The sequence below is a fragment of the Pedobacter ghigonis genome, assembly GCF_903166585.1.
GTDB lineage: Bacteria > Bacteroidota > Bacteroidia > Sphingobacteriales > Sphingobacteriaceae > Pedobacter > Pedobacter ghigonis.
Window position 1 is genome coordinate 410,920 of the sequence record NZ_CAESCM010000002.1, and the last position, 23,626, is coordinate 434,545.

A 23,626-nucleotide genomic window follows, 5' to 3' on the forward strand; every position below is an offset into this window, starting at 1 on the left:
AAAAATCTAAATATGAAAAAAACGCTACTATTTTTTCTGTTGTTTATTGCTGTTCATCCATTAATGGCTCAAGATGTTTGGTTGCAAAATCATTTCTCGCCAAATTCAGGGTCGGCGTTAAGTAATTTCGAAACGGTAACGGTATTGATTAACAATAACTCGGGTGTAATTATGCCCTCAAATACGATAACCGTTAATTATTCGATTAACGGCGGTGCAACAGTATCGCAACTGCTAAGTACAAATTTAACAGCTGGTGCCAGCTGGAATTTTTCTTTCAATACAAAAGCAAATCTGTCTGCTCCCGGAATCTACGTTATAAAGGTATGGGTTGCGCGGGCTGGAGATACAAACTCATTGAACGATACTTTACAATGGACCGTACAAAATGGTTGCCCGTTAACCATGAATCAACCTGCAAACCAGCAGGCCTGTAACGGAACAAGTACAACTCCGTTTAATTTTACCAGTGGCATTTCCAATGTGGTTTATAGTTGGACGAATTCAAATCCGGCCATAGGTTTGGCAGCAAGTGGCAAAGGCAACTTGCCATCGTTTAATGCCGTAAATAGCGGAACAGGTCCGGCTGCCGCAACCATAACCGTTACACCAAAACTCGAAACGAGCCAAACCTACAGTTACACCGGAAACATGCAAACATTTGTAGTGCCGCCAGGTGTAACCAGCATTACGGTTGATGTAAAGGGTGCACAGGGAGCAAGCGCGATTTACAACCAGCCGGTTACAAAGCCCGATGATTTAGGCGGGAAAGGAGGTAGGGTGAAAGCCGGATATCCGGTTACACCGGGGCAAACACTTAATATTTTTGTGGGCGGTATTGGCTACAATGGTGGTGGTACCGGAGCAGGATCGATAGCACAACCCGCCGGTGGGGGTGCTTCCGATATCAGGATAGGCGGAACAGCATTAGCCAACAGGATAATTGTAGCTGGTGGTGGCGGCGGTGGTGGAAACAATTGTAGCACCAATGCCGAGCCTGGAGGAGCGGGAGGAGGTTTAACTGGTGAAACGGGTTATCAATGTGGCAACCAGTCGGGTACAGCGGTTGGGCAAGGTGGAACACCATCGGGCGGTGGAGCAGCAGGTACCACACCTGCAACAGCAGGACAGCTGGGCGTGGGTGGCAATGCCGGTGGCCAGGGCACAGCCTCCGGTGGTGGTGGCGGCGGTTATTATGGCGGCGGTGGTGCCGCTTATGGTGGTGGCGGCGGAGGCAGTAGTTATACCGATCCTTTGGCCACTGATGTAGAACATACACAGGGTTTTCAAACAGGCTTAGGCGAAATTATCATTACTTATGAGCTGCCATGTGCCAATCCGGATACCAAAACTTTTACTTATACCATCAGCCCTACAGCAACTGTTGTGCAACCGGCCGATCAAAGCGTATTTGGTGGAAGCAATACCACAGCAATCAACTTTAACAGTCCTACAACTGGCGGATATCTCACGTTCGACTGGATCAATGATACCCCTGCCATAGGCCTTACGTCAAATGGCACCAGCAATATTCCTGCTTTTGTTACAACGAATACAACCAATGCACCGCTTACTGCTACTGTTACAGTTACACCAAAATTAATCAGCGGCATTTTAGATATTAATCAAACCGTAACAGGCAATTGCGTAGCGAATATCTCGCAAGTTAATATTGCACAATCTTTCAAAGCAGGGGGCAATTCTATGGCAGGAGCGGGTGTTTTACTAAATTCATTGGGAGGCAATGGAACCGTTACTGTTTCTCTGTGGGATAAACTGCCCAACGCAGGGGGCGTGCAGCTGGCCACAGGTACCGTAGCATCTTCTCCAAATTCGTGGGCAGATGTTTATTGGTCGCCGGTTGCAGTTACTCCGGGTACTACCTATTATTTAGTGCTTTCGGGCACAAACACAGCCAACTGTTTTGCCGGCAACATTAGTAATCCATACCCCGACGGACAGGTATATGCCAATAGCGGCTATCAATCGTTTCCAACTTTTGATTTTGCCTTTCGAACTTATGTTCCCGGTTCGGTAAGCTGTACGGGTACACCGCAAACTTTTAAGATTACCGTAAAAGCGCTAAAACCCGATGCGAATGGTATCATGTATGTGAAAAAAGGAAGCAGTGGCAATGGCGATAGTTGGGCAAGCCCAATTTCAGAACTGGCTGATGCATTAGTGGGGGCCAAAAGCCTGAATGCTGCTACACCAGGCAAGGTAAAACAGATTTGGGTAGCTGGAGGTATGTATAAGCCGATGTATAACCCGGCAGATAATGCTTTTGGTATTCCGGCGGGACGGAACAACACCTTTTTACTGGTTAAAGATGTGCAGGTATACGGTGGCTTTGCCGGTAGCGAAAACGCGCTGCCGCAACGCGATTTAAGCATCGCTGCCAATGAAACCATATTGAGTGGCGATTACAATGGCGACGATGTTCTTTCCGGCTATGGCACAACACTAAATTTAACCGGAAATACAGAAAATGCCTATCAGGTGGTGATGGCAGCAGGCGATGCCGGAACTGCCTTGCTTGATGGCTTTACCATCAGCGGAGGTAATGCCAATGGCGGCAACCTGCCGCAAATTAATGCACAACAATTTTTGGTAAGCTCGTGGGGAGGCGGCATGTACGTATCTAACAGTCCAACCTTGGCGGTAAACAAACTTCGTTTTGTAGGCAACAAGGCCAGTACGGGAGGTGCTATGGCCATTAACGGTGCTGCTGCTGCACCTCAAATGCAAGCGCTTGTTTTTGCCCAAAACTATGCCGAACAATCGGGAGGGGCATTATACGGCGCTCAAAACATGAACTTAACCAATTGCTCCTTTATCGGAAACAAATCAGCCGACCTGGCGGGAGCCCTGCTAAAAGCAGGAGGTATTTTATTGGCCGATCGGTGCTTTTTTGCCGGAAATGCCAGTGCAAACAGCGGTGGGGCTATTTATGATCAAAGCGCGCAGGGTAATACCTATATCAGTACGGTATTTGCTGCCAATCAATCGGGTAACAAAGGAGGTGCTTTATTTGTAGGTAATATTTTTAACACCCGCACCAATAGCTTTATCAACTGTACTTTCTCAGGAAATACGGCAACTCAGGGGAGCGCAACTGTAGAGTGGACCAGTGCCACCACCACCTTCCAGCAACAGCTGGCCTTTGTGAACTCGATTGTAAACGATGGCGAAAACGCTGTTGGTGCCGGAGGAGAAGTTAAGGCTTATCTCAAAAATACCCTGCTTAAACAAAGTACAGCAGTTTCAGCCAATGTTATTTTACAAGGTAATTCGGCCAGCCTGCTCAACATCGATCCCTTGTTTACCGACGCTGATGGTGCCGATAATTTATTGGGCACATCCGACGACAACCTCACCTTAAAATCGACCAGTTTAGCCGTTGGAGCAGGCGATAATAGCTTGTACACCGGCAATATCAATACCGACAAAGACCTGTTGGGTAATACGCGCTTAACTGGAACTCAAATAGATCTGGGTGCCTACGAAGCCTTGGTGCAGGCACAAACCATTACGGCAGCTAACCACACCAAAACTTATGGCGATGCAGCTTTTGAACCCGGTGCAACAGCTAGTTCGGGATTAAGCGTAAGCTATGCATCAGCAGATAACAACATAGCCGAAGCTTTTCAGGATGCTGCTGATGGGAATAAATGGAAACTGAATATCAAAAAAGCCGGTACGGTAAACATTACGGCCAGTCAGCCCGGTAATGGTGCTTTTAGTCCCGCTGCAGATGCGGTATTCAGCCTGGTAATCAGTCAGCGACCGGTAACAGTAAGTATTAAATCTACTGCGATACTTAGCAAGGTGTACGATGCCGGTACTGCAGGAACGGTTCTTCCAACCGATCTTACCCTGGCCAGTGGCGATGTGATTAATAACGACGATGTGCAGCTGAGCCTGAACTCCAGTGCAGCGCAGTACGATACGCCGAATGCCGGAACCGGAAAGACAATTACCTTGCCCATAAACCATGTTTTATTAACCGGTTTACAGGCAGGAAATTATAAAGTAGCCAATATTAGCGATCTCTCGAACTCCACCGCTTCAGTAACGCCAAAACCATTAACCATTACTGCCAATAATTTCAGTAAAGTGTTTGATGGCTTTGGCTATAGTGGTGGTAACGGGGTAAGTTATGGTGCTTTTGCCCTTGGCGAAGACCCGGCTGTACTTTCAGGAACACTTAGCTACAGCGGTACATCGCAGGGCGCTATAAGTACGGGCAATTATACCATTGTGCCTGGTGGACTAAGCTCGGCCAATTATGCCATCAGTTATACGAATGGTCAGCTGGTTATTTCACTCAACAACGTAAATATTTTAACCTTTAACAGTCAGACAGCAGGTAGCCTGGTTAATAAAACCTATGGCGATGCCGATCTCAATGCATCGGCCAATGCCAGTTCTGGTTTGCCGGCAAGTTACCAAAGCAGCAATTCATCGGTAGCAACAGTAAATGCTTCGGGGCAGGTAAGCCTGTTGGGTACAGGTACAACCACTATTACGGTAAGCCAGTCTGGCGATACAAATTATGGGCCGGCTACACCGGTGACTTTTCAGGTACAGGTAGCCAGAAAAACACTAACGGTTACAGCAAACGATTTTAGTAAAACCTATAATGGAGTGGCTTATACCGGAGGTAATGGCGTAAGTTATAACGGCTTTGTAAATGGCGAAACAGCAGCTGCACTTAGCGGAACCATCCGCTACAATGGCAGCTCGCAGGGTGCCCTTAATACCGGAAACTACACCATTATACCCGGCGGATTAACCTCGGCCAATTATGATTTCGATTACCGGAACGGCACACTCAGTATTGTGCCATCTGGTGCCAATGTAATTACTTTTAACAATCAGGTAACAGGTGCTACTTTGCTGCTAACCTATGGCAATCCGCTTGTCGATGCAGCTGCTGTAGCTTCATCAGGTTTGGCCGTAAGTTACACAAGCAGCAATCCGGCAGTAGCGCAGGTAAATGCTTCAGGGCAGGTACAAGTTCTGGCAGCAGGAATTGCAACCATTACAGCCAGTCAGCCCGGCGATGGTAACCATGCCGCCGCTACGCCGGTAAGTTTTACCATCAGTGTACAACAGAAACCGTTGACCATTACTGCTAATAATTTCAATAAAACGTATAACGCGATGGCTTACACCGGAGGTAACGGAGTAAGCTATAACGGATTTGTAAATGGCGAAAACGAACAGGCTTTGCAGGGTGCCCTAAGTTATATGGGTACGGCCATTGGTGCTAAAGAGGTAGGGAGCTATTTTATTAGCCCAACTGGATATACCTCCGGCAACTATGCCATTACTTATCAGGATGGAAGCCTAACTATAACCAAAGCAAGCTTAACCATTACGGCTCAGGCTAAAAGTAAAGTTTACGGCGACGCTGATCCGGCATTAACTTATACGGCTACTGGTCTGGTTGGTAGCGATGCCATTACAGGTGCTTTAAGTCGCGCAGTGGGCGAAAATGCAGGTATTTATGCCATTGGTCAGGGTACACTTTCCGCCGGTGCCAATTACAGCATCAGCTATGTGCCGGCCAGTTTCAATATTAGCAGCAAAACACTTAGCATTACCGCTCAGCCTAAAAGTAAAGTTTACGGCGATGCTGATCCGGCATTAACTTATACGGCTACTGGTCTGGTTGGTAGCGATGCCATTACAGGGGCTATAAGTCGTACGGTTGGCGAAAATGCAGGTACTTATGCCATTGGTCAGGGTACACTTTCCGCTGGTGCCAATTACAGCATCAGCTATGTGCCTGCCAGTTTCAATATCAGTGGTAAAACGCTCAGCATTACTGCTCGGCCTAAAAGTAAAGTTTACGGCGACGCTGATCCTGCATTAACTTATGCGGCTACTGGTCTGGTTGGTAGCGATGCCATTACAGGCGCTTTAAGTCGTGCGGTGGGCGAAAATGCAGGTACTTATGCCATTGGATTAGGAACGCTTAACGCCGGTGCCAATTACAGCATCAGCTATGTTCCGGCTAGTTTCAATATTAGTGGTAAAACGCTCAGCATTACTGCTCAGGCTAAAAGTAAGGTTTACGGCGATGCTGATCCGGCATTAACCTATACAGCTTCCGGTTTGGTAGGAACCGATGCCATTACAGGTGCCTTAAGTCGTGCTGTAGGCGAAAATGCAGGTACTTATGTCATTGGATTAGGAACGCTTAACGCCAGTGCCAATTACAGCATCAGCTATGTGCCGGCTAGTTTCAATATTAGCAGCAAAACACTTAGTATTACCGCCCAGGCTAAAAGTAAAGTTTACGGCGATGCTGATCCTACATTAACTTATGCAGCTAATGGTCTGGTTGGTAGCGATGCCATTACGGGTGCTTTGAGTCGCGCTGTGGGCGAAAATGCAGGTACCTACACCATTGGATTGGGTACACTTAACGCAGGTGCTAACTACAGCATCAGCTACTTGTCGGCAAACTTAAGCATTACCAAAGCCCCACTTTTAGTAAGCGCGAATCATGTGGCCATGTGCGAAGGGAATAACCTGCCTGTTTTTGGGGTAGCTTATTCGGGTTTTAAAAATGGTGATACCGAAAATAGCCTCAGCACCAAACCAACAGTAGCTACGGTGGCCAATAGCAGTTCGGCTGCAGGTAATTACCTGCTTAATCCGGCAGGGGCAGTTAGCAGTAATTATACCATCAGTTATGCAACGGGTAATTTAACCATTAATGCATTGCCCGTTGTTAGTATTACCAGCAATAAAGGACTCAGCATAAGTAAAGGAGAAACGCTAAATCTTTTGGCAACTGGTGGCGGAAATTACAGTTGGAGTATGGCAAACGGGATTACAGGTGGCCAAAACAGTGCTATGTTAACCATCAGGCCGGGCCAAACCACTACCTATAACGTAACGGTTACCAATGCCAGTGGCTGTACCCGTTCGGCTAATCTTACCATCGAAGTCCGCGATGATTTTGAAGCCGTAAAAGCCAATAACATCCTCACACCGAATGGCGATGGGGTGAATGACCTTTGGGTTGTTGAAAACATAGATGCCTATCCGAACAACACCGTGCAGATCTTCGATCGTGCCGGAAGGGTGCTGTTTTCTAAAAAAGGATACACTAACACCTGGGATGGCACCGTTAACGGGCAGGTATTAACCGAAGGTACTTATTATTACATTATAGATTTTGGGACAGATAAGCTTAAGAAAAAAGGTTTTATTACGCTGGTTCTACAGCAATAAGGATTTCCGGTTCACAGTTAATATAGCTTCACGATGAAAATAAAATGTTCGATATTATTCACCGCTATGCTGATTGGTTTTTCGGTTGGCTTAAAAGCACAATTGAATCCGCTTCAGGCACAATACTATACCAATCGCTATTTGGGTAATGCGGCAATGGCCGGAATAGAAAAAGGCCTGGCCTTAAATCTGAGCCACCGCTCGCAATTTAGTGGTATGCCCGGGGCTCCGGTATCGCAGAACCTCACGGCCGATTATGGCTACAACAGGGTAGGTATGGGGCTAAATGTAACCCTCGATAAGGCGGGTTTGCAAAATTTTGTGCGGGTACTGGCTAGTTACGCCTACCATTTGCCTTTAAACGAAAGCTCGATCCTGCATTTTGGCCTTTCGGCCGGAATTATGAACCAGCGTTTGGCCACCGACGAAATTAGTGGCAATCCAAATGATTACCTGGTGGGGCAATACAACCAGCGTCAAACACATTTTGACGGTGATTTCGGATTGGCCTTAACTACCGGAAAGATCAGTATTGAAGGCGCTTTACCAAATTTAAGAAACCTGTTCTGGAACGATAATGGCAGACTGGCCGATCTGCCTACCTTTTATTCGGCAGTGAGTTATAAAATCCCCGTTAACGATGCCGAGCTCGAACCTAAAGTGGCATACAGGGGGATTAAAGGCTTAGCAAATATTTGGGATGCCGGTGCCCAGCTGAGTTTAGTAAAAAAGCAAATTATGCTTAACGGCATTTATCACAGCACAGGCAGTACGAGTTTTGGAGTAGCCCTCGATTATCAGAAAAAGTACCTGATCTGTTTTTCGCACACCTTGCCAACCAGTGCTTTAGCCAATTATGCCAATGGCGATTTCGAAATTAACTTAAGGCTTAGGCTTTAAGTCTGCAGGCACTGAAGCGATTTTTTTAAATCCGGTAAGGGTTAAGCTTTTATACGAAGGCGTTAATTCATTTTTTTTAAATATATAGTTGTCATCCCGGAAGCACATAAGCCCTCAAAACTGGGGGCTTTTTGCTGTATAATCCGCTCGTAATTTTACTGTATTTTCAAGCCTGGTACATTTAAGATATTACGGAATTGTAACAGATCTGCTTCGGGTCATTGCGAAGCAATTCCGAAGATTATCCAAAGAAGTTCCGAAGGAACTCCGAAGAAATAGCTAAAAAATAGCCTTTTTATGCTGCACTAATTTTAAGCAGCTGTTTAAAAATGAATAAAAAATTCACCGGTCTACCATGTGGGTGGAGACACCCATTTCTAGGAAATGCAGATGGGTGGTGTCTCCACCGCCCATTTGATATTTTTGCAGAAATTTAAACAGTTTCTAAATCAACGCCATGATAAAAAGGATAGATCTGTAGCTTAATGAATCTGCGGATTGCGTACCACTGACGTTATTTAATTATTATTTATTAATCTGTGATTTATTCGTTTATGTCGTTCCGTCCAACAGGGCCATAGCACGGTATCACCGTTCTACTCAAATACGGCCTAATAAATTTTTCGGGCTCCACTGCCCCAGCCATTTCACTGGCTTCGAAAGAAAAATTTTCAGCCGGTGGTTTTTGTTTTTTCATATGCCTCTAAGTTTTTAATTGTATTCAAGCTAGCTACGCTGGTCTTTTTGGCAGCAAAAAGAAAGAGCCCTTCGGCGGCGGTGAGCCGAGGCAAGAAAGAGCAAATAAAATCAATTAAACTTTACTTAAATTGATTTTTATACCAATAAATTATCCATCAGGCATTATCCCTGGTGTTCGGGCGTACCGTTAGGGTCCATCCATACATATTCCCAGTGGTGCCCGTCCAGGTCGTCGAAACTGTGCTGGTACATAAAGCCATAGTCGGTAGCAGGATTTGGTATGGTAGCACCGGCAGCCACAGCTTTGTCTACCATTTCGTTAACTGCATCTTTGCTGTCGGCCGATAAAGCGATGGAGGTTTCTATTGCCTTGTGGGCATCTACAATTTCTTTCTGGGTAAAAGTCTGAAAAAAGGGTTTGGTAAGCAGCATCACATAAATGGTATCGCTAATGATCATACAGGTTGCCTTCTCGTCGGTAAATTGGGGATTAAAAGTATAACCAAGTTTGGTAAAGAATGCTACAGAACGGTCGAGGTTTTCGACTGATAAGTTTACAAAAATTTGAGTTGCCATAATTGTTTTGAGTTTGAGTATACCCAAAGGTACGGCTATGCTTGCTTGGTGTAAATGTGTAAAAACGACAAGTTAAGGGGTTAAACGCGACTAATGATTTTAATTAAAACAAGGTTTGCCGGTTTAGCTTAATGGTAGATTTTCTACAGTAGTGAGGTGAGATGTTTTTCACCATCTAAGGACATTTAGAAAGATGGCACGATTGCCAGTTTTATTTCATCACCTAAGACATATAAGCTCATGCAAGGGGAATTGCACCTACATGAAACTTATATGTCTGATATGGTTTTATTTTAGATGGTAATATATGAGTTGTAATCATCAATATTAATGACATTCCCCTTCGGAGTCGTCATTGCGACTGAAGTGCAACCTGAACCACGCAGTGCTCAGCGAAGCTAAATCTATTTAAAGATCTCTCCATTTCGCTGCGCTTCAGTTGAGATGACGGTTCTTCTATGGGGGTTGTCAATGGCGAAGGATCTGCTTTAATACCATACGAGGCGTTTCGATAGGTGATCAATGCTGATTTTGAACGAGAGAACAGCCATTATGGCCATTCAATCATTCAAAACTCAACCATTCAAAATTCCATTACGCCAGTACTTCTTCGCGCATTTCCTGGGCTGCTGCTACCATTTCAATCAGTGCTTTTTTGGTTTCATCCCAGTGGCGGGTTTTTAATCCACAATCAGGGTTTACCCAAAGCTGATCGGCCGGAACCACGGCTTTCGCTTTCTCTAAAAGCTGCACCATTTCTGCCCTCGAAGGTACCCTTGGCGAGTGAATATCGTAAACACCAGGGCCAATTTCATTCGGATATTTAAAGTCGGCAAAAGCATCAAGCAATTCCATTTGCGAACGCGAACACTCAATGGTAATTACATCGGCATCCATATCGGCAATATGCTGTATAATATCGTTAAACTCCGAGTAGCACATGTGGGTGTGGATCTGCGTTTCGTCTTTTACGCCGCTTGCCGAAATTTTAAAGGCCGTAACCGCCCATTTCAGGTAAGCCTGCCAATCTGTTTGGCGCAACGGAAGGCCTTCGCGTATGGCTGGCTCATCAATCTGAATAACTTTGATTCCCGCTGCTTCAAGTTCAACCACTTCATCGCGGATGGCCAGTGCAATTTGGTTACAGGTAACCCAGCGTGGCTGGTCGTTACGCACAAAAGACCACTGCAGTATCGTAACTGGACCAGTTAACATGCCTTTTACCAGGGTTGGTGTTAACGATTGTGCAAAGGCTGTCCAGTAAACCGTCATAGCTTTAGGGCGGTTTACATCGCCGTAAATAATAGGAGGTTTAACGCAACGGCTACCGTAGCTTTGTACCCAGCCGTTTTTGGTAAAGGTAAAGCCGTTAAGCTGTTCGCCAAAATACTCCACCATGTCGTTACGCTCGAACTCGCCATGTACCAATACATCAATGCCAATTTCTTCCTGCCAGCGAATGGCTTCTTCGGTTTCCTTTTTTAATAATGCATCGTATTCGGCAGGTGTAATTTCTCCCTTTTTAAATTGCGCCCTCCAGTTTCTAACTTCGGTTGTTTGCGGGAAAGAGCCGATAGTTGTAGTAGGGAAAAGCGGCAGTTTTAAAATATCCTGTTGTGTCTTTTTCCTGCTCGAAAAGGCATTTTCACGTTGTGCATCCTTATCGGTTATTGCACTAACCCTTTGCTTCACTGCTGTGTTATGGATCAATGCAGAGGTTCTGCGGCTTTCAATGGCATTTTTGTTCTCCGTGAGTTTCGCTAATGCCTCCTGCGTAGGCGTTTCTTCAGTCAATGCTTTCAGCGTAACTACCTCATCAATTTTCTGTTTGGCAAAGGCCAGCCATTGCTTAATTTCAGGCGTAAGGGTTTTCTCGTTGGTTTCGAGGTTCAGATCGCAAGGCGAATGCAATAATGAGCACGAGGGTGCAATCAGCACGCGCTCGCTGCCCAGTTGGGCCATTGCCTTTTTGATGATGGCTAAAGATTGCTCAAAATCGTTTTTCCAGACGTTTCGGCCATCAACCACACCCAATGATAGGGTTAACGTAGCCGGAATGGCATTTAATACTTCATCCAGCTGCTTGGGGCAACGTACCAGATCGATGTGCAAAGCCTGTACCGGTAAGCTGGTAGCCAGTGTAAGGTTATCTTTTAAGCCTTCAAAGTAAGTGGCTACCAATACTTTTAGCTGCGGAAATTGTTTCCTGATTTCGGCATAAACATAATTGTAGGCAGCGCGGGCTTTTTCGTTAATATCTAAAGCTAAAAAAGGTTCGTCAAACTGGATCCACTCCGCTCCCTGATCTTTCAGTTCTGTTAAAATCTGCAGGTAAACCGGTAATAGTTTTTTAATCAGGTCGATTTTATCGAAACCGGCTTCTTTTTCCTTGCCCAGCAACAAATAAGAAACAGGACCAATAATTACGGGTTTACTGTTAATGCCCAGCTGTTTTGCCCTTACAAATTCGTTTACAATTTTACCCGAGAAGAGACTAAACTCCTGGTTTTTATAAAACTCAGGCACAATATAGTGGTAATTGGTGTCGAACCATTTGGTCATTTCCATAGCCGTAATGTCTAAACCATCTTTCTGGTAGCCCCGGGCCATGGCAAAATACAAATCGAGTTCGTTATTGGTTTTCTGTAATACCACCTGGTTGTAACGTTTCGGAATGGCTCCTACGGTTAACGACATATCCAGGATCTGGTCGTAATAAGAAAAATCGTTTGAAGGGATCAGGTCGATACCGGCATCTTGTTGTAGTTTCCAGTTCTGATCGGCAATGTTGCGGCCTTTGCTCAGCAGCTCGGCCAGGGTAATTTTTCCGGCCCAATATTGTTCGCTGGCCTTTTTCAGTTCTCTGTTGCTCCCGATACGCGGGTAGCCTAGGTTGTGGGTTTGCATTGTTTCAACTTTTTAAATGGTTAATAATCATTGTAAAAAGCCCTGGTTAATTTCATAATGCAATAGTGAAGGAAGGATGAAGGAGCGCAAATACCACGAAACAAGCGGGCACAACAATTCCATAATGGTTTTGTACCAGTGTAACAGCATTTGTCTGACATCGGGCTTCAATCGCGAAAGCATTGTCAATCCGGGAGAGCAAGGTATCCTGACTTATAACCGTTTTATCACCTATTGATGTTTTTTGATAAAATCTTAACTGTTACTTACAGTTGCGCGACAGTTCGTGATTTGCACACGATTCCCTTTTCACTTCCGGTTGTTGAAATATATACAAGAACTTTTTTGCTTACAATCAGTTTTTAATTCTTTTCAAAGGTAGTTAAGCAGGTGTTAAAACTATTGATTGTGAAATAATAAGATGAAATACCTGTTTTGTCTTTATTTTTTAGTGTATTTTTCTTTTTAGTGATTAGATTTGGTTCCGTAAAAGAAAAATATTCTATGAACGAGCTTGACGAAACCGACTTATTGCTGTTGAAAATTTTAGGGCATAACTCCAGTTACACCACAAAAGAGCTGGCAGCGCAGGTAAACTTATCGCCATCGCCAGTTTTTGAGCGCGTAAAAAGGTTAGAAAACAATGGCTATATTAAAAAATATATCGCCATACTGGATGCAGAGAAATTTAACCAGGGTTTTATTGTTTTTTGCAACATTAAACTGAAACAGCACGATAGGAAAATAGGGCACCACTTTGTTGCCGATATTTTAAAAATAGATGAGGTGACCGAATGTTATAATGTTTCGGGCGATTATGATTTTATATTGAAAGTGTATGCCAGGGATATGAAACATTACCAGGATTTTGTTTTTAATAAGCTCGGCTCAGTAGAAAGTATTGGCAGTACGCACAGTACTTTCGTAATGGCCGAGATTAAAAATTCCCATAACATTAGTTTTTAAGGGGCTGTGGCATCTTTTTTTGTCTATGCGTTTGCCCCATTGCTTATCCTTGCCTCGGCTCGCCGCCGCCGAAGGGCTCTTTCTTTTTGCTGCCAAAAAGACCAGCGTAGCTAGCTTGAATACAATTAAAAACTTAGAGGCATATGAAAAAACAAAAACCACCGGCTGAAAATTTTTCTTTTGAAGCCAGTAGGATGGCTGGGACGGTGGAGGCCGAAAAATTCGTTAGGTCGGATTTGAGTAGAACGGAGATACTGTACTATGGCCTTGCTGGGCGCAATGCATAATTATGCCGCTGATTAATTGATGATTATTAAATAACGTCGATGGTTGCCTGTTGAAATGCCTATTTAAACTGGTAGGTTTTAACATAATCAAATACAACCTCGTCTGGATATACACCCTTGGTATAGTCGCCACCAAAACCCGTTAATTCGGTACTTAAGATCATGTATTCTGAAATACCCGACAGACCTTTACTGGTGCGGAATACTTCGGTTCCATCGATAAAGAAGACGTATTCTACATTGTTCCAAAGTAAACCAAAAGTGTGAAAGTTATTGTCGTTAATGGTTTCGCTTGGTACAATTTTACTTTCGCTTTTATGGGTTGCACCGTAGCCTCCCCAATGTACTGTATGATAAGTGGCGTTTGGATTCGGCTTCAGGTATTCAAAAATATCGACTTCTGCACCTACTGCGAGGGCATTATCTGGCTGTGAACCCATTGTATTTGTTTGTAGCCAAAAAGAGGAGTGTGTACCCAGCGATTTTTGCATTTTCGCCCTGCATTCAAAATAACCATACTTCTGGGCAAATTTACCATCGGTACACAGTTGCCCAACATAATATTTTCCATCAGTATCTTTAATCGTTTGTATAACCAGATTTCCTTTGCCATCAAGAGAAATGGTTTTATTGCCCGAAACAGTAGCATATCCCCTTACGGTTCCATCAGCCCGGTAAGCCCATTTCGTTGCATCGATTGCTGTTCCGTTAAAATCATCAATAAAAACAGGTGTCATCTGGCTAATAAAGTCGGCTGGTTTTAAAGGTTTTTGGAGAAATGGATCTGTTTTTTGCGGAAGCGCTGGTACTTCGGGAACATCATTTTTCTTGGCGCAGGATAAAAACAGAATAGCGACTAAAATTGAAACTGAGTTTTTCATAGTATATCTTAAATTTGGTTACAGGATAAAGTTGTATCTTTTCCAGGATAAGCAGGGGTCAAAATCCTTAATAAATGGGGCGAAAAATGCAAAGATATTATGGAAGGCTTATTCCAGCGATTGTAACTGCCTGTGGCTAGGAAGCCGCTTATTGCCTGTAATCTTAACATTTTCTTAATGTTCACAAAACTTAAAGGGTACACTGTCCAAATACCTTTGCCGGAAAAAGTTTTATGAAACGAATAGTTGCCCTAATGGCCTTATTGTGGCTTTCGGCTGGATATGTAGCCGCTCAGGAGAATCATGTGGTATTGATCAGTATAGATGGTTTACGCCCCGAATTTTATTTAGACCCGCAATGGGGCATGGTTAATGTACGTCAGGCCATGAAAAACGGCGCATACGCAGAGGGTGTAAGGGGCAGTTTTCCAACGGTTACCTATCCTTCTCACACTACCATTGTAAGTGGGGTATTGCCGGCCAAACATGGTATTTATTACAACACGCCCGTAGAGCCACTGGGTATATCGGGCAAGTGGTTCTGGTACTATAAAGATATTAAAGTGCCTACCATCTGGACAGCAGCTAAGGATGCGGGCTTAAGCACTGCAGGTGTAAGCTGGCCGGTTACCGTTGGTGCACCAATTACCTATAACCTGCCTGAGTATGTAATTCTTCCACAGGGTAAGGGAGAAAAAAAGGACGAGATTAAAGCCATGTCTTTAGAGTCGAACCCTAAAGAACTTTTTCAGGAAGTGCAGGATTTTGCGGTTGGTAAATTTAATACAGAATATGGTGCGTCGGTTGATTTTTATACCAGCGACCAGAATAAATCGCGCATGGCTGCCTATATTTTAAGAAGATATAAACCATCTTTCCTGGCTTTGCACATTGCACTTTTAGATCATTTTGAACACGAACAAGGCCGCGATGGTGATAAAGTAAGATCGGCAATTGTTGGTGCTGATGTAGCCATCAAAACCATTATGGATGCCGTAGAAGCATCGGGTATGAGCAAAAACACTACATTTATTATTACAGGCGACCACGGTTTTGTTGATATCCACACGCAGTTTAAACCGAATGTAGTATTAAGCAAGCTTGGTCTGTACGATGATGCCAATAAGGAAGGCTGGAAAGCTTACTTTCAGCAAAGCGGCGGATCTGCCTTTTTACACCTTAAAGATCCAAACGATAAAAAGAGCGTAGAGCAGGTAAAGAAGGCATTAAGTCAGCTACCTGAGGGCATCCAAAGAACCTTCCACGTATTGGATAAAGAAGGGATTGCTAAAGCACAAGGCGATCCAACCGCTGTTTTAGCATTGGCTGCAAATCAGGGTTTCAGTTTTGGCGCTTCGGCCACAGGCGATATGCTTGCTCCGGCCAACGGTGGTACACATGGTTACCTGCCAACAGATTTTAAAGAGATACAAACCGGTTTCGTTACTTTCGGTAAGGGAATTAAAGCAGGTGCTGTGCTGCCTTTAATTGGTCAGGAAGATATTGCACCTTTAATTGCAAAATTACTTAACCTGAACCTGAAAACAGACGGTGTTTTATATCCGGGCATACTGACTCCAGTAAAGAAATAACGGGCAGGTAATAATTAGAAAACGGCAAGGGCTTCGAAAATATATTTCCGAAGCCCTTGCCGTTTACGCTGTTTTTTTAACAGGTTTAAAATACACCAATGTAGTGGTTTCCTGTTTTGTTAATCAGTTTAGCACCTTTGCTTACGTTACCTGTTCTGCTGTTAATGATGTAAATGTTGCCATCTTTACCAACTGGTGTTACAGCTACAAAAACTTCATCGCCATTTACTACCCAACCCTGATATTGAAAAAAGTAAAGATCAGGTTCGTAAGGTAAGGTGATCTGTTTAGCAGTTTTGGCATTTAGATCTACCCTTGCAATAAAGCTTTGTTGTTCATCTGGATTAAAAGCAGAAGCAGCTGCTCCATCATGCGTGTACATGATAAAGGCAATTCCATTTCCGGCGTATGTCCAGCTTTCGATGTAGGCTCCTTTAACACCTAAAGCTGCGTCTAAGCTAAATTTATAGGCGTTGTCGTATTCGTTATTTGGACTAATGCGCAAGATATGGGATCCTGCCTCTTGTGTAGCCTGATAAATGTAACCATCTTCTGCAAGGTAAGAATTGAAATTGCGATAGCCATTGGTGTTACCTGTGCTCACGGTAGAACTGATTAAAGTTGGGTTCTTTAGCGATGGATAATCAACCAGTAACGATTTTGCAGGGATTTTAACAGTACCCGAATTATCAGCAAGGCCTGTTGCGGTATTGTACTTGCTTTTAGAAACACCAATAATTAACTTATTACCCGCTTTGTTTAATACCGGGCCGTCTAAACGCCCAATGTAAAAACCTTGCGCCTCTTCGGTTGCTAACAGTGGAATTTCATACTGCTCGTAAGTGTTAATGCCTGCAGCCTGCAAGTTTAACGACAATACTGTTGATTTTGCCCTTGCATATTTATAGGTTATTCCATCGGCTTCGGTAGTAATTTTTACACCCGAAACGTTTACTGCAACGCCGGTTTTATCGTTGTCGAATAGTTTTACCCATCGTGGTGAAGTAGTAGCATAGCTGGAAATATTTACCTTATCGCTTAATTCAGCGTAGCTGCTACCACCGTTTACTTTATACTTAGAAAACTCTCCTCCGTTTGGTCCGGTGTAAGCAATGTTAAAGAGTGTACTTCCATCAAGTGATGACTGTAAACGGGCTGTACGCTGCGACCTTACCGGAAAGCCATTGGTATAAACATCAATAGATTTGTTGGGGTCTTTGGCATCGTTTACACTTACCGAATACACCATTGTTCCGCCATTACCATCGCCCGGTGTAGTACCCATCAAGGCACCCGAAAGGGTAATCCAGCGGCTGGAGTTGCCCAGGTTCTCTTCTGGCGCTGGTGTTTCCTCGTTTTTCGAACAACCTGAAATCGTGGTTGCCATCGCTACAGCTCCAAGCATCAGGAGCTTTAAAAATTGCTTTTTCATATTAATGATTAATTAGATTAAAAATTGTTAATGGTATAGTTAAACTTTAAATAGAATGCTCTCCCAGGTTTTTGGGCAGCAAAATTATCGTAAGCCTCTTTGTTAAATATATTTTTGGCATCGAAACTGATCACCATCCTTTGGTTTGGGAAACGGTAGCTGGTGCCTAAATCCTGTATAAACTGGGTGGGGGTAATGTTAAATTCGTCGCGTTTAAGCTGCCAGATGGTTTCGAAGGGGTGTACATAGCCAAAATTGTAATACAGGTTCAAAGCCGATTTTTTCTGCAACAGATTATTTATGCGGTATTGTACATTGCCGTTTGCGGTAAAGAAAGGTTCGTTTGGAATCTGATTGCCGTTAAAGAGCGAAGCCCCATCCTGAAGCAATGCATTGAATTTCGAGAGATTCAATACCACATTCAGTTTGCGGTAGATGTAGTTTACTTCGGCTTCGAATCCGATCGATCGTACGCCTGATAGGTTTACGTTGTTAGAGGTTTCCATATTGGTAACGTTCCGGTCGCTTGATAAAAGCACGATTTTATCTTTGGTGTTACGTAAAAAACCACCTCCTGAAATTGAAATGCGATGTTGGTTGAAGTGAAAGGCACCAGCACGGAAGCCCAGGTTAAAATTATTGCTGATCTCCGGGCGGATTGATGGATTGGCAATTAAATTGTCGGCCTGGTTACCGAATATCTCCGATTCGCCGGGCATTCTTACTGCTTTCTCGGCCGAGGCAATTACAACGAAGTTAGGTTTAAGGGAATATGAAGCAGCAAATCCATAACCCGTGGTATTTCGGTCGTCGCTGGTTATCCTTTCTACTCGGGTAGGCTGCCCGTTTACATTTTGCTGTACAGGATCTGTCCGGTCTATTTTTTGCTGATAGTATTTACCAAATAAACTGGTTCTTAAACGACCTTCAAATGCTTCCATTTCGTATGATAAAGCCGAAACATTTTTAGTCAGGTCGCTGGTCGACAGATAATTTCGCTCCAATATGGTTCTCAGTTCATCCATATCCTGTCGGTCTACCACATAAAACATATGGTTAAAAACTACTTTGTGGTTTTCGGCAATATTGTAACTTAAACTGGCGCGTAAAGTGGCAATCTGCCTGCTGATGTTGTTCATGGTTGGGGCAGCCTGTTGTGCGCCACCCAGTGTACGCAAAGGCTCACCTTTTATGCCGATTACTTTCTGCCCGTCCCAGTTATAACGGTAACTTACGGTATCCTGAATGTATTGGTGCCTGTCGCTGTAAACACCGTTAAAGCTAAAGTTTAAGCCTTTTAAAAACAGGTTGTTCTTTTTATAATCGAGGCCGATTACATGTGCCTGCGATTTTGAAAACCTGCCCATATAAGGCCTGCTCATGTACTGGCCATGCTGTACCTCATCATAAGTATCCGATACATTATAGTTTACCATCAGGTTATCGGCCCATTTTACGTCGGTAAAACCCAGTTCGAAACGGCCACCATACGATTTATAGGCATCGTTAAACCGCTTTCCCCTGGTTTCGATCATTTGGCCATTGGGCTGTTCGTTACGTACAAACTTGCCCCATACTTCGTAATCGTTATCAGAGTAGCTGTAAAAACCTGAGCCGCGTAGCGTAAAGCCAGATTTGGCATCGCGGTACATGCCGCTTAAATCAGCCTGTTGGGTATTAAAAGAACCATACGAAACTGAAGCGTTTAGGTTGTTGCGCAAGCCGCCTTTTTTTAAGATCACGTTAATACCACCACCCAGGTAATCGCCGGAAAGGTGCGCGGGCAATACGCCTTTATACACTTCTATCCGCTCAATCATCGAAGGTGGAATATTGTTGAGGTTAAAAGAAGAACCATAGGTAGAGATTTCTATCCCATCAATAAAAATTCCGATGGCACGGCCCGACATTCCGTTTAAGTTGTAATTTGCTTCAGAACCGATACCGCCGCTCTGGCGAACCCTAACCCCAACAGTTCTGTTTAGGAGTTCGTTGGTTTGTAAATTCCGTAATGATGCTGCTTTGGTATCAATTACATTCACGGCAAAACCCGAAGTTTCGATCTTCCTTTTTTCTGTTTTACCCTGCACGGTTACCTGCTCCAGCTCACGATCGGAAATGCTTACCACCTTTGGGTTTAGTACAGTTTTGACTTTGTTTACATTAACTGCAAAGTTTTTGCTGCGTATTTCAACCGAGCTGATAATCAGGGTGTAGCTGCCGTATTTTACTGCCGTCATTTCATAGTTGCCATCAGCATCTGTCATGGTTTTTCTGTCGAGCTCCTTTAATAATACGGTAGCACCGCTAACCGCTTCTCCCTGCTCGTTGGTTATCTTGCCCAACAGGGTACCGGTTTGAGCAGAAGCGATAGAAGTAATGCAGGAAATGATGAAGAGTAGTAAACAGTGTTTCATTAAACAGGGTAATTTTCTATATTTGTTCTTTAGAATAGGTCTTAATAAGGATAACCTTGCCGCAAAGATAAAAGCTGAATATGACGCAATCGGGAGAAGAACTAACGCTTAAGGGAGAATATCAGCACGATATAGAAAGCGTGTTTTCGTTTAATAAGGCGATTGCTTTCAGCTATAATATGGATGCAGCAGACCGGAAGAAGATCGAAATCAGGATGAGCCACCCCGATGATAAGGCGTTAGAAGTTTTTCAGATGATTTTTGTGCTGAAAGGCAATGTTACGCTCGAGACTACCGATGCATTGGATAAGGTAAATATCAGCGTACATCAGCATAACCTTTGCAGGGTAGCCATTCAATCAGGACGCATGGTGATGAGCGATAGTAGAGACGAAGTGGTTTGCATTAACCTGAGTGCTGCATTTTTAAATAGGTACGTACCAGTTAACCATCCGGCACATCGCAGGCTCATGGCTGTACGCACAGGCAAGGAGGCCCCGGTTATGCTTTCACCGGTAAACTTGTCTGTTACGCCCGAAATTGGTGCAATTTTACAACGGCTGAGCGATGCAGCTCAAAGTAATTTCTGCGATCAGCTGCTGCTCGAATCTAAAGTAATTGAACTACTGGCGCTGCAACTCGGGCAGTTTGAGCAGCTTCAAGACAGTATAAGTATGCCAAAGCTTAAAACTGAAGAATTGGAAAGGATGCAGGAGGCACGGGAAATTTTAATACACCATGTTGGCGGAAAATTGTCGTTACGTGATCTGGCCCACCTTGTGGGCACCAATGAGTTTAATCTTAAACGCGATTTTAAAACTGTTTTTGGCAATACTGTATATGGTTACCTCAATCAGTTTAAAATGGAAAAAGCCAGGTCAATACTGCTTGCGAAAGACATTACCGTTGCCGAAATTGCTAAAAAAGTGGGGTACAAGCATGCTACACACTTTACCAGTGCATTTAAGAAATACTTTGGGTACTTACCCAATAAAATTAAAGCAGGCAAATTATCGTTATTGATCTTCGTGGAAGATATTATTGTTCTTTTTGATAATTTCTTTTGCTCCATAGTGTAGCAAAAAATTTAATAACTGATTTCTACAATAATTTCTGATAGCAGAAAAAGCGTAATCCCGGACGTTTGGCCAGGCTAATTTCGCCGCTAAATGCATAACCTAATTTGGGGAATAAAGCCTGTGTCGCTTTATTCTCGCTATTGGTATCTACCCTTAAAATGGTAATATTACGCGATTGTGCTACGGTTTCTGCCTGTTGCATTAAAGCCCGGGCAATGCCTTTACCCTGTAAATCGGGGTCTACGGCCAGGCGATGGGTTACAATTGCTTCTTCGGTAATGTCCCAGCCGGCATCGGTATACTCAGGGTCCTGATCGGTTGTGATGGCAGTAACCCCTCCAATTTGGCCGTCTATTTCAGCTACCCATAATTGTGATAAAGCAATATCCTTTGCAAATACCTCAGGGTTTGGATAGTCGTTTCCCCACTGGAAATTTCCTGCAGCCTGCATTAGCGGAACTACTTTGCGTACCAATTGCATTATACCTGCTATGTCTGCCGTTTCGGCCAATCTGATTGTCATGGCGCAAAGATAAGGGAATGCTCAAAATAAATAAACCACAGATGGAAAGGATGCACACAGATAGGGCATTAAATTCCACGTCTGAACAGCAGGGCAGGTCTTTGCATCCGTGGCAAAAAATAATGAATTGGTATACTGAGTCAAAAAAATAAATCGCTCATAAAAAGAATAACCACAGATTCAAATAAATGATCTGTGGTTATCTGTGGCAAAAAAACAGGAATTCTTTTATCGCGATTAGTTATTCAAAATCTCTTTGGTTTTGGATAAAGTTTCTGCTGCAGTTGTTTTGGGCAGGTTACTGATCTCGAACTGTTTTAAAGCATTTTCAAGCTGTTGCAGTTTATCGCTTTGATTTTTGTCTGCATATTCTTTTCTAAGCAGTTTTATTTTTTCAAAATCCTGCGCACCCTCAATCATTTTTTCGAAACGTACCGAACTAAACGGTCCCGGGTAAACCAGGTAAGTATCGCCGGCGGGCCATGCCGTAAAACGAGTATCGGTTAACGGACTTTTGGTCCAGCTGTTAAAGGCCCAGCGCAGGTAACCATCCATATTTTTGTTGGCCGTGTACCAGCCCATCCAAACCGACTCTGCCGGCGATGAAAAGCTAAAAGCATTTGGGTAAGGTTCGGTACAGCAGGTATACCAGGTGCTTATTTTACCTGCAGCATGGCGGTTTTTCAATACTTCGGCCGGGTATTCCCATTTAGAAGCAATGCAGTAGTTAAAAATATCTTTTTCAATTTCCTGGTGATATTCGCCGGCTAATGCGATTTTCCATTCGCTATCAATCGATTTTAGCAGGCTGATTACGCTTTTCATGGCAGGCATCGGCCTTTCATCCATGGCAATATACGTTTTGCCAAACCAGTTTTTCTGTTTCAGGTGACGGGTAAAATCTTTAAGCATGGTGCCCCAGAAAAGGTTATAACCCGGGGTGCCAATGGCCTCGGTAAAAACAGCCTCTTTGTTGGTACTCTCGTCGAAATAGCTGAATGCAATTTTCCAGGGTACCATACTGTAGCAGTTAATGCGCTGGTTAATGCCGCAGCTCATGGTAAAAGCTACATATTTATCAAACAGGCTGTAATCGTAACTCCAGGTGCCATCTTTTTTCTTTGTCCATTTAATCAGGCTGGGGTAGTCATCGTAAGTTTGGTGACCCCAGGGTTCGTTTACAATGCTGGTAGTAATGGTTTTTTGTCCCGCATTGGCCAGCATTTTATAGTAATCTTTCATTAAAGCAAAATGCTCGTCGCTCCATAATTTTACCTGGTGCACCCTTGCAATTGCTGCCGGATGTTGCCAAAGGTCTAAATCATAAGCCCACTGCTCTGGCGAAGTTAAAGTTCTGTTTACCACCCTAACCGAAACTTCGAGGCTATTTGCTTTATCGCCATTAATGCTAACGGTTCCTTTATAAGTACCTGCTTTTGCCCCCTGCGGAACTTTGATCGAGAGCCAAACCGGTTGGGTACTGTTAGGTGTTAGCGTAAGCACTTTTGTTTTGGTATCGATAAGGTCGGCAACGTACGATGAATCAAAATCTTTCGCTTTCCGGTAACCGCAACCATCTCTGAATTCGTCGGTAATTACATATTTGATAAAACCTGCTGATAGGTTTTCCTTTTTGATGGTATTACCTTCAGGGCTTTTTAAGTCGCTTATATTCAGGCTTACCGGGGCGGTGCCTTTTGTCCAGATCAGGATTTGGGTGTTTAGGGTTTCGCCTTTCCAGCCGTTCAATGCCCAGCTTTTATTGTTGTTTACTGTTGGCGGCACTTCGCGCGGAAAGCGTTGGTTGCTGCTTGCAAAGCTTAGGTTTAAACCGGCAGGTACTTTCGCCCATTGGGCAGTAACAGCATCTGTACTTAATTTGGGTACTTTTTGGAGCGCCAAACTGGCATCTTGTGCATTAACCGTTGCAGCGGTTAATAGGGTTAAAATAAATAGAGAAAACTTCATAATCCACAAGTTAACAAATTGTAAATCATACTGTAGAAAGCATTTTTAGCGCAATCGTTTGTGTGAATGTAACAAAGATGATGCAAGGATATAGAAGGTTGGAAGGTTAGGAGGTTGAAGGCTGGAAGGTTGATGGAGCAATTAAAAT

General features: G+C 43.8%; 12 protein-coding genes and 1 riboswitch. Of the genes, 5 read left to right on the plus strand and 7 right to left on the minus strand.

All coding sequences use genetic code 11. The features are described 5' to 3' along the window. Window positions 1-12: 12 nt before the first annotated feature. On the plus strand, window positions 13-7,251 hold the full coding sequence (locus HWV58_RS05100; RefSeq protein ID WP_175633043.1) for an MBG domain-containing protein: 7,239 nt from the start codon (window positions 13-15) through the stop codon (window positions 7,249-7,251). A 33-nt stretch (window positions 7,252-7,284) separates the two neighbouring features. Next, window positions 7,285-8,151 carry a PorP/SprF family type IX secretion system membrane protein gene (locus HWV58_RS05105; RefSeq protein ID WP_175633044.1) on the plus strand — a complete coding sequence of 289 codons (867 nt, stop codon included), beginning with the start codon at window positions 7,285-7,287 and terminating at the stop codon, window positions 8,149-8,151. Window positions 8,152-9,012: 861 nt separating this feature from the next. Here the strand turns inward: HWV58_RS05105 and HWV58_RS05110 are convergent. Both HWV58_RS05110 and metE read right to left on the minus strand, forming a co-directional pair. After that, window positions 9,013-9,426 (minus strand): VOC family protein, encoded by a 414-nt coding sequence (locus HWV58_RS05110; protein ID WP_175633045.1) that lies wholly within the window; start codon window positions 9,424-9,426, stop codon window positions 9,013-9,015. Window positions 9,427-10,020: 594 nt separating this feature from the next. Further along, window positions 10,021-12,333, minus strand: a complete 2,313-nt coding sequence (metE, locus tag HWV58_RS05115) for a 5-methyltetrahydropteroyltriglutamate--homocysteine S-methyltransferase (RefSeq protein ID WP_175633046.1) — start codon at window positions 12,331-12,333, stop codon at window positions 10,021-10,023. A gap of 181 nt (window positions 12,334-12,514) precedes the next feature. Further along, a riboswitch (cobalamin riboswitch) is annotated at window positions 12,515-12,681 on the minus strand. A 156-nt stretch (window positions 12,682-12,837) separates the two neighbouring features. Between metE and HWV58_RS05120 the strand changes: the two genes are divergently transcribed. Further along, window positions 12,838-13,299: an Lrp/AsnC family transcriptional regulator gene (locus HWV58_RS05120; RefSeq protein WP_175633047.1), complete on the plus strand. Its 462-nt coding sequence runs from the start codon at window positions 12,838-12,840 to the stop codon at window positions 13,297-13,299. Window positions 13,300-13,645: 346 nt separating this feature from the next. Here HWV58_RS05120 and HWV58_RS05125 read toward each other — a convergent pair whose 3' ends face one another. After that, the gene (locus tag HWV58_RS05125; RefSeq protein WP_175633048.1) at window positions 13,646-14,467 is read right to left on the minus strand and encodes a glycoside hydrolase family 16 protein; all 822 of its coding nucleotides are present in this window, start codon (window positions 14,465-14,467) and stop codon (window positions 13,646-13,648) included. Window positions 14,468-14,700: 233 nt separating this feature from the next. Here HWV58_RS05125 and HWV58_RS05130 point away from each other — a divergent pair, with 233 nt between their 5' ends. Then, window positions 14,701-16,059 (plus strand): alkaline phosphatase family protein, encoded by a 1,359-nt coding sequence (locus tag HWV58_RS05130; protein ID WP_175633049.1) that lies wholly within the window; start codon window positions 14,701-14,703, stop codon window positions 16,057-16,059. Window positions 16,060-16,144: 85 nt separating this feature from the next. Here the strand turns inward: HWV58_RS05130 and HWV58_RS05135 are convergent, their stop codons facing one another. Next, window positions 16,145-17,491: a hypothetical protein gene (locus tag HWV58_RS05135; protein WP_175633050.1), complete on the minus strand. Its 1,347-nt coding sequence runs from the start codon at window positions 17,489-17,491 to the stop codon at window positions 16,145-16,147. A gap of 17 nt (window positions 17,492-17,508) precedes the next feature. After that, on the minus strand, window positions 17,509-19,908 hold the full coding sequence (locus HWV58_RS05140; RefSeq protein ID WP_175633051.1) for a TonB-dependent receptor: 2,400 nt from the start codon (window positions 19,906-19,908) through the stop codon (window positions 17,509-17,511). Between the two features lie 80 nt (window positions 19,909-19,988). On the opposite strand from HWV58_RS05140, the gene HWV58_RS05145 reads away from it, so the two are divergent. Continuing rightward, the gene (locus HWV58_RS05145) at window positions 19,989-20,987 is read left to right on the plus strand and encodes a helix-turn-helix transcriptional regulator (RefSeq protein ID WP_175633052.1); all 999 of its coding nucleotides are present in this window, start codon (window positions 19,989-19,991) and stop codon (window positions 20,985-20,987) included. A 22-nt stretch (window positions 20,988-21,009) separates the two neighbouring features. Here HWV58_RS05145 and HWV58_RS05150 read toward each other — a convergent pair whose 3' ends face one another. Beyond that, entirely contained in the window at window positions 21,010-21,510 is a 501-nt protein-coding gene (locus HWV58_RS05150; RefSeq protein WP_175633053.1) for a GNAT family N-acetyltransferase, read from the minus strand. A gap of 237 nt (window positions 21,511-21,747) precedes the next feature. Further along, the gene (locus HWV58_RS05155; RefSeq protein WP_175633054.1) at window positions 21,748-23,478 is read right to left on the minus strand and encodes a DUF4091 domain-containing protein; all 1,731 of its coding nucleotides are present in this window, start codon (window positions 23,476-23,478) and stop codon (window positions 21,748-21,750) included. Window positions 23,479-23,626 lie beyond the last annotated feature (148 nt).

Excerpts from the sequence above, each read along its gene's own strand:
- HWV58_RS05100 (WP_175633043.1), top strand. The coding sequence starts at position 13 with ATGAAAAAAACGCTACTATTTTTTCTGTTGTTTATTGCTGTTCATCCA.
- HWV58_RS05105 (WP_175633044.1), top strand. The coding sequence starts at position 7,285 with ATGAAAATAAAATGTTCGATATTATTCACCGCTATGCTGATTGGTTTT.
- HWV58_RS05110 (WP_175633045.1), bottom strand. The coding sequence starts at position 9,426 with ATGGCAACTCAAATTTTTGTAAACTTATCAGTCGAAAACCTCGACCGT.
- metE (WP_175633046.1), bottom strand. The coding sequence starts at position 12,333 with ATGCAAACCCACAACCTAGGCTACCCGCGTATCGGGAGCAACAGAGAA.
- HWV58_RS05120 (WP_175633047.1), top strand. The coding sequence starts at position 12,838 with ATGAACGAGCTTGACGAAACCGACTTATTGCTGTTGAAAATTTTAGGG.
- HWV58_RS05125 (WP_175633048.1), bottom strand. The coding sequence starts at position 14,467 with ATGAAAAACTCAGTTTCAATTTTAGTCGCTATTCTGTTTTTATCCTGC.
- HWV58_RS05130 (WP_175633049.1), top strand. The coding sequence starts at position 14,701 with ATGAAACGAATAGTTGCCCTAATGGCCTTATTGTGGCTTTCGGCTGGA.
- HWV58_RS05135 (WP_175633050.1), bottom strand. The coding sequence starts at position 17,491 with ATGAAAAAGCAATTTTTAAAGCTCCTGATGCTTGGAGCTGTAGCGATG.
- HWV58_RS05140 (WP_175633051.1), bottom strand. The coding sequence starts at position 19,908 with ATGAAACACTGTTTACTACTCTTCATCATTTCCTGCATTACTTCTATC.
- HWV58_RS05145 (WP_175633052.1), top strand. The coding sequence starts at position 19,989 with ATGACGCAATCGGGAGAAGAACTAACGCTTAAGGGAGAATATCAGCAC.
- HWV58_RS05150 (WP_175633053.1), bottom strand. The coding sequence starts at position 21,510 with ATGACAATCAGATTGGCCGAAACGGCAGACATAGCAGGTATAATGCAA.
- HWV58_RS05155 (WP_175633054.1), bottom strand. The coding sequence starts at position 23,478 with ATGAAGTTTTCTCTATTTATTTTAACCCTATTAACCGCTGCAACGGTT.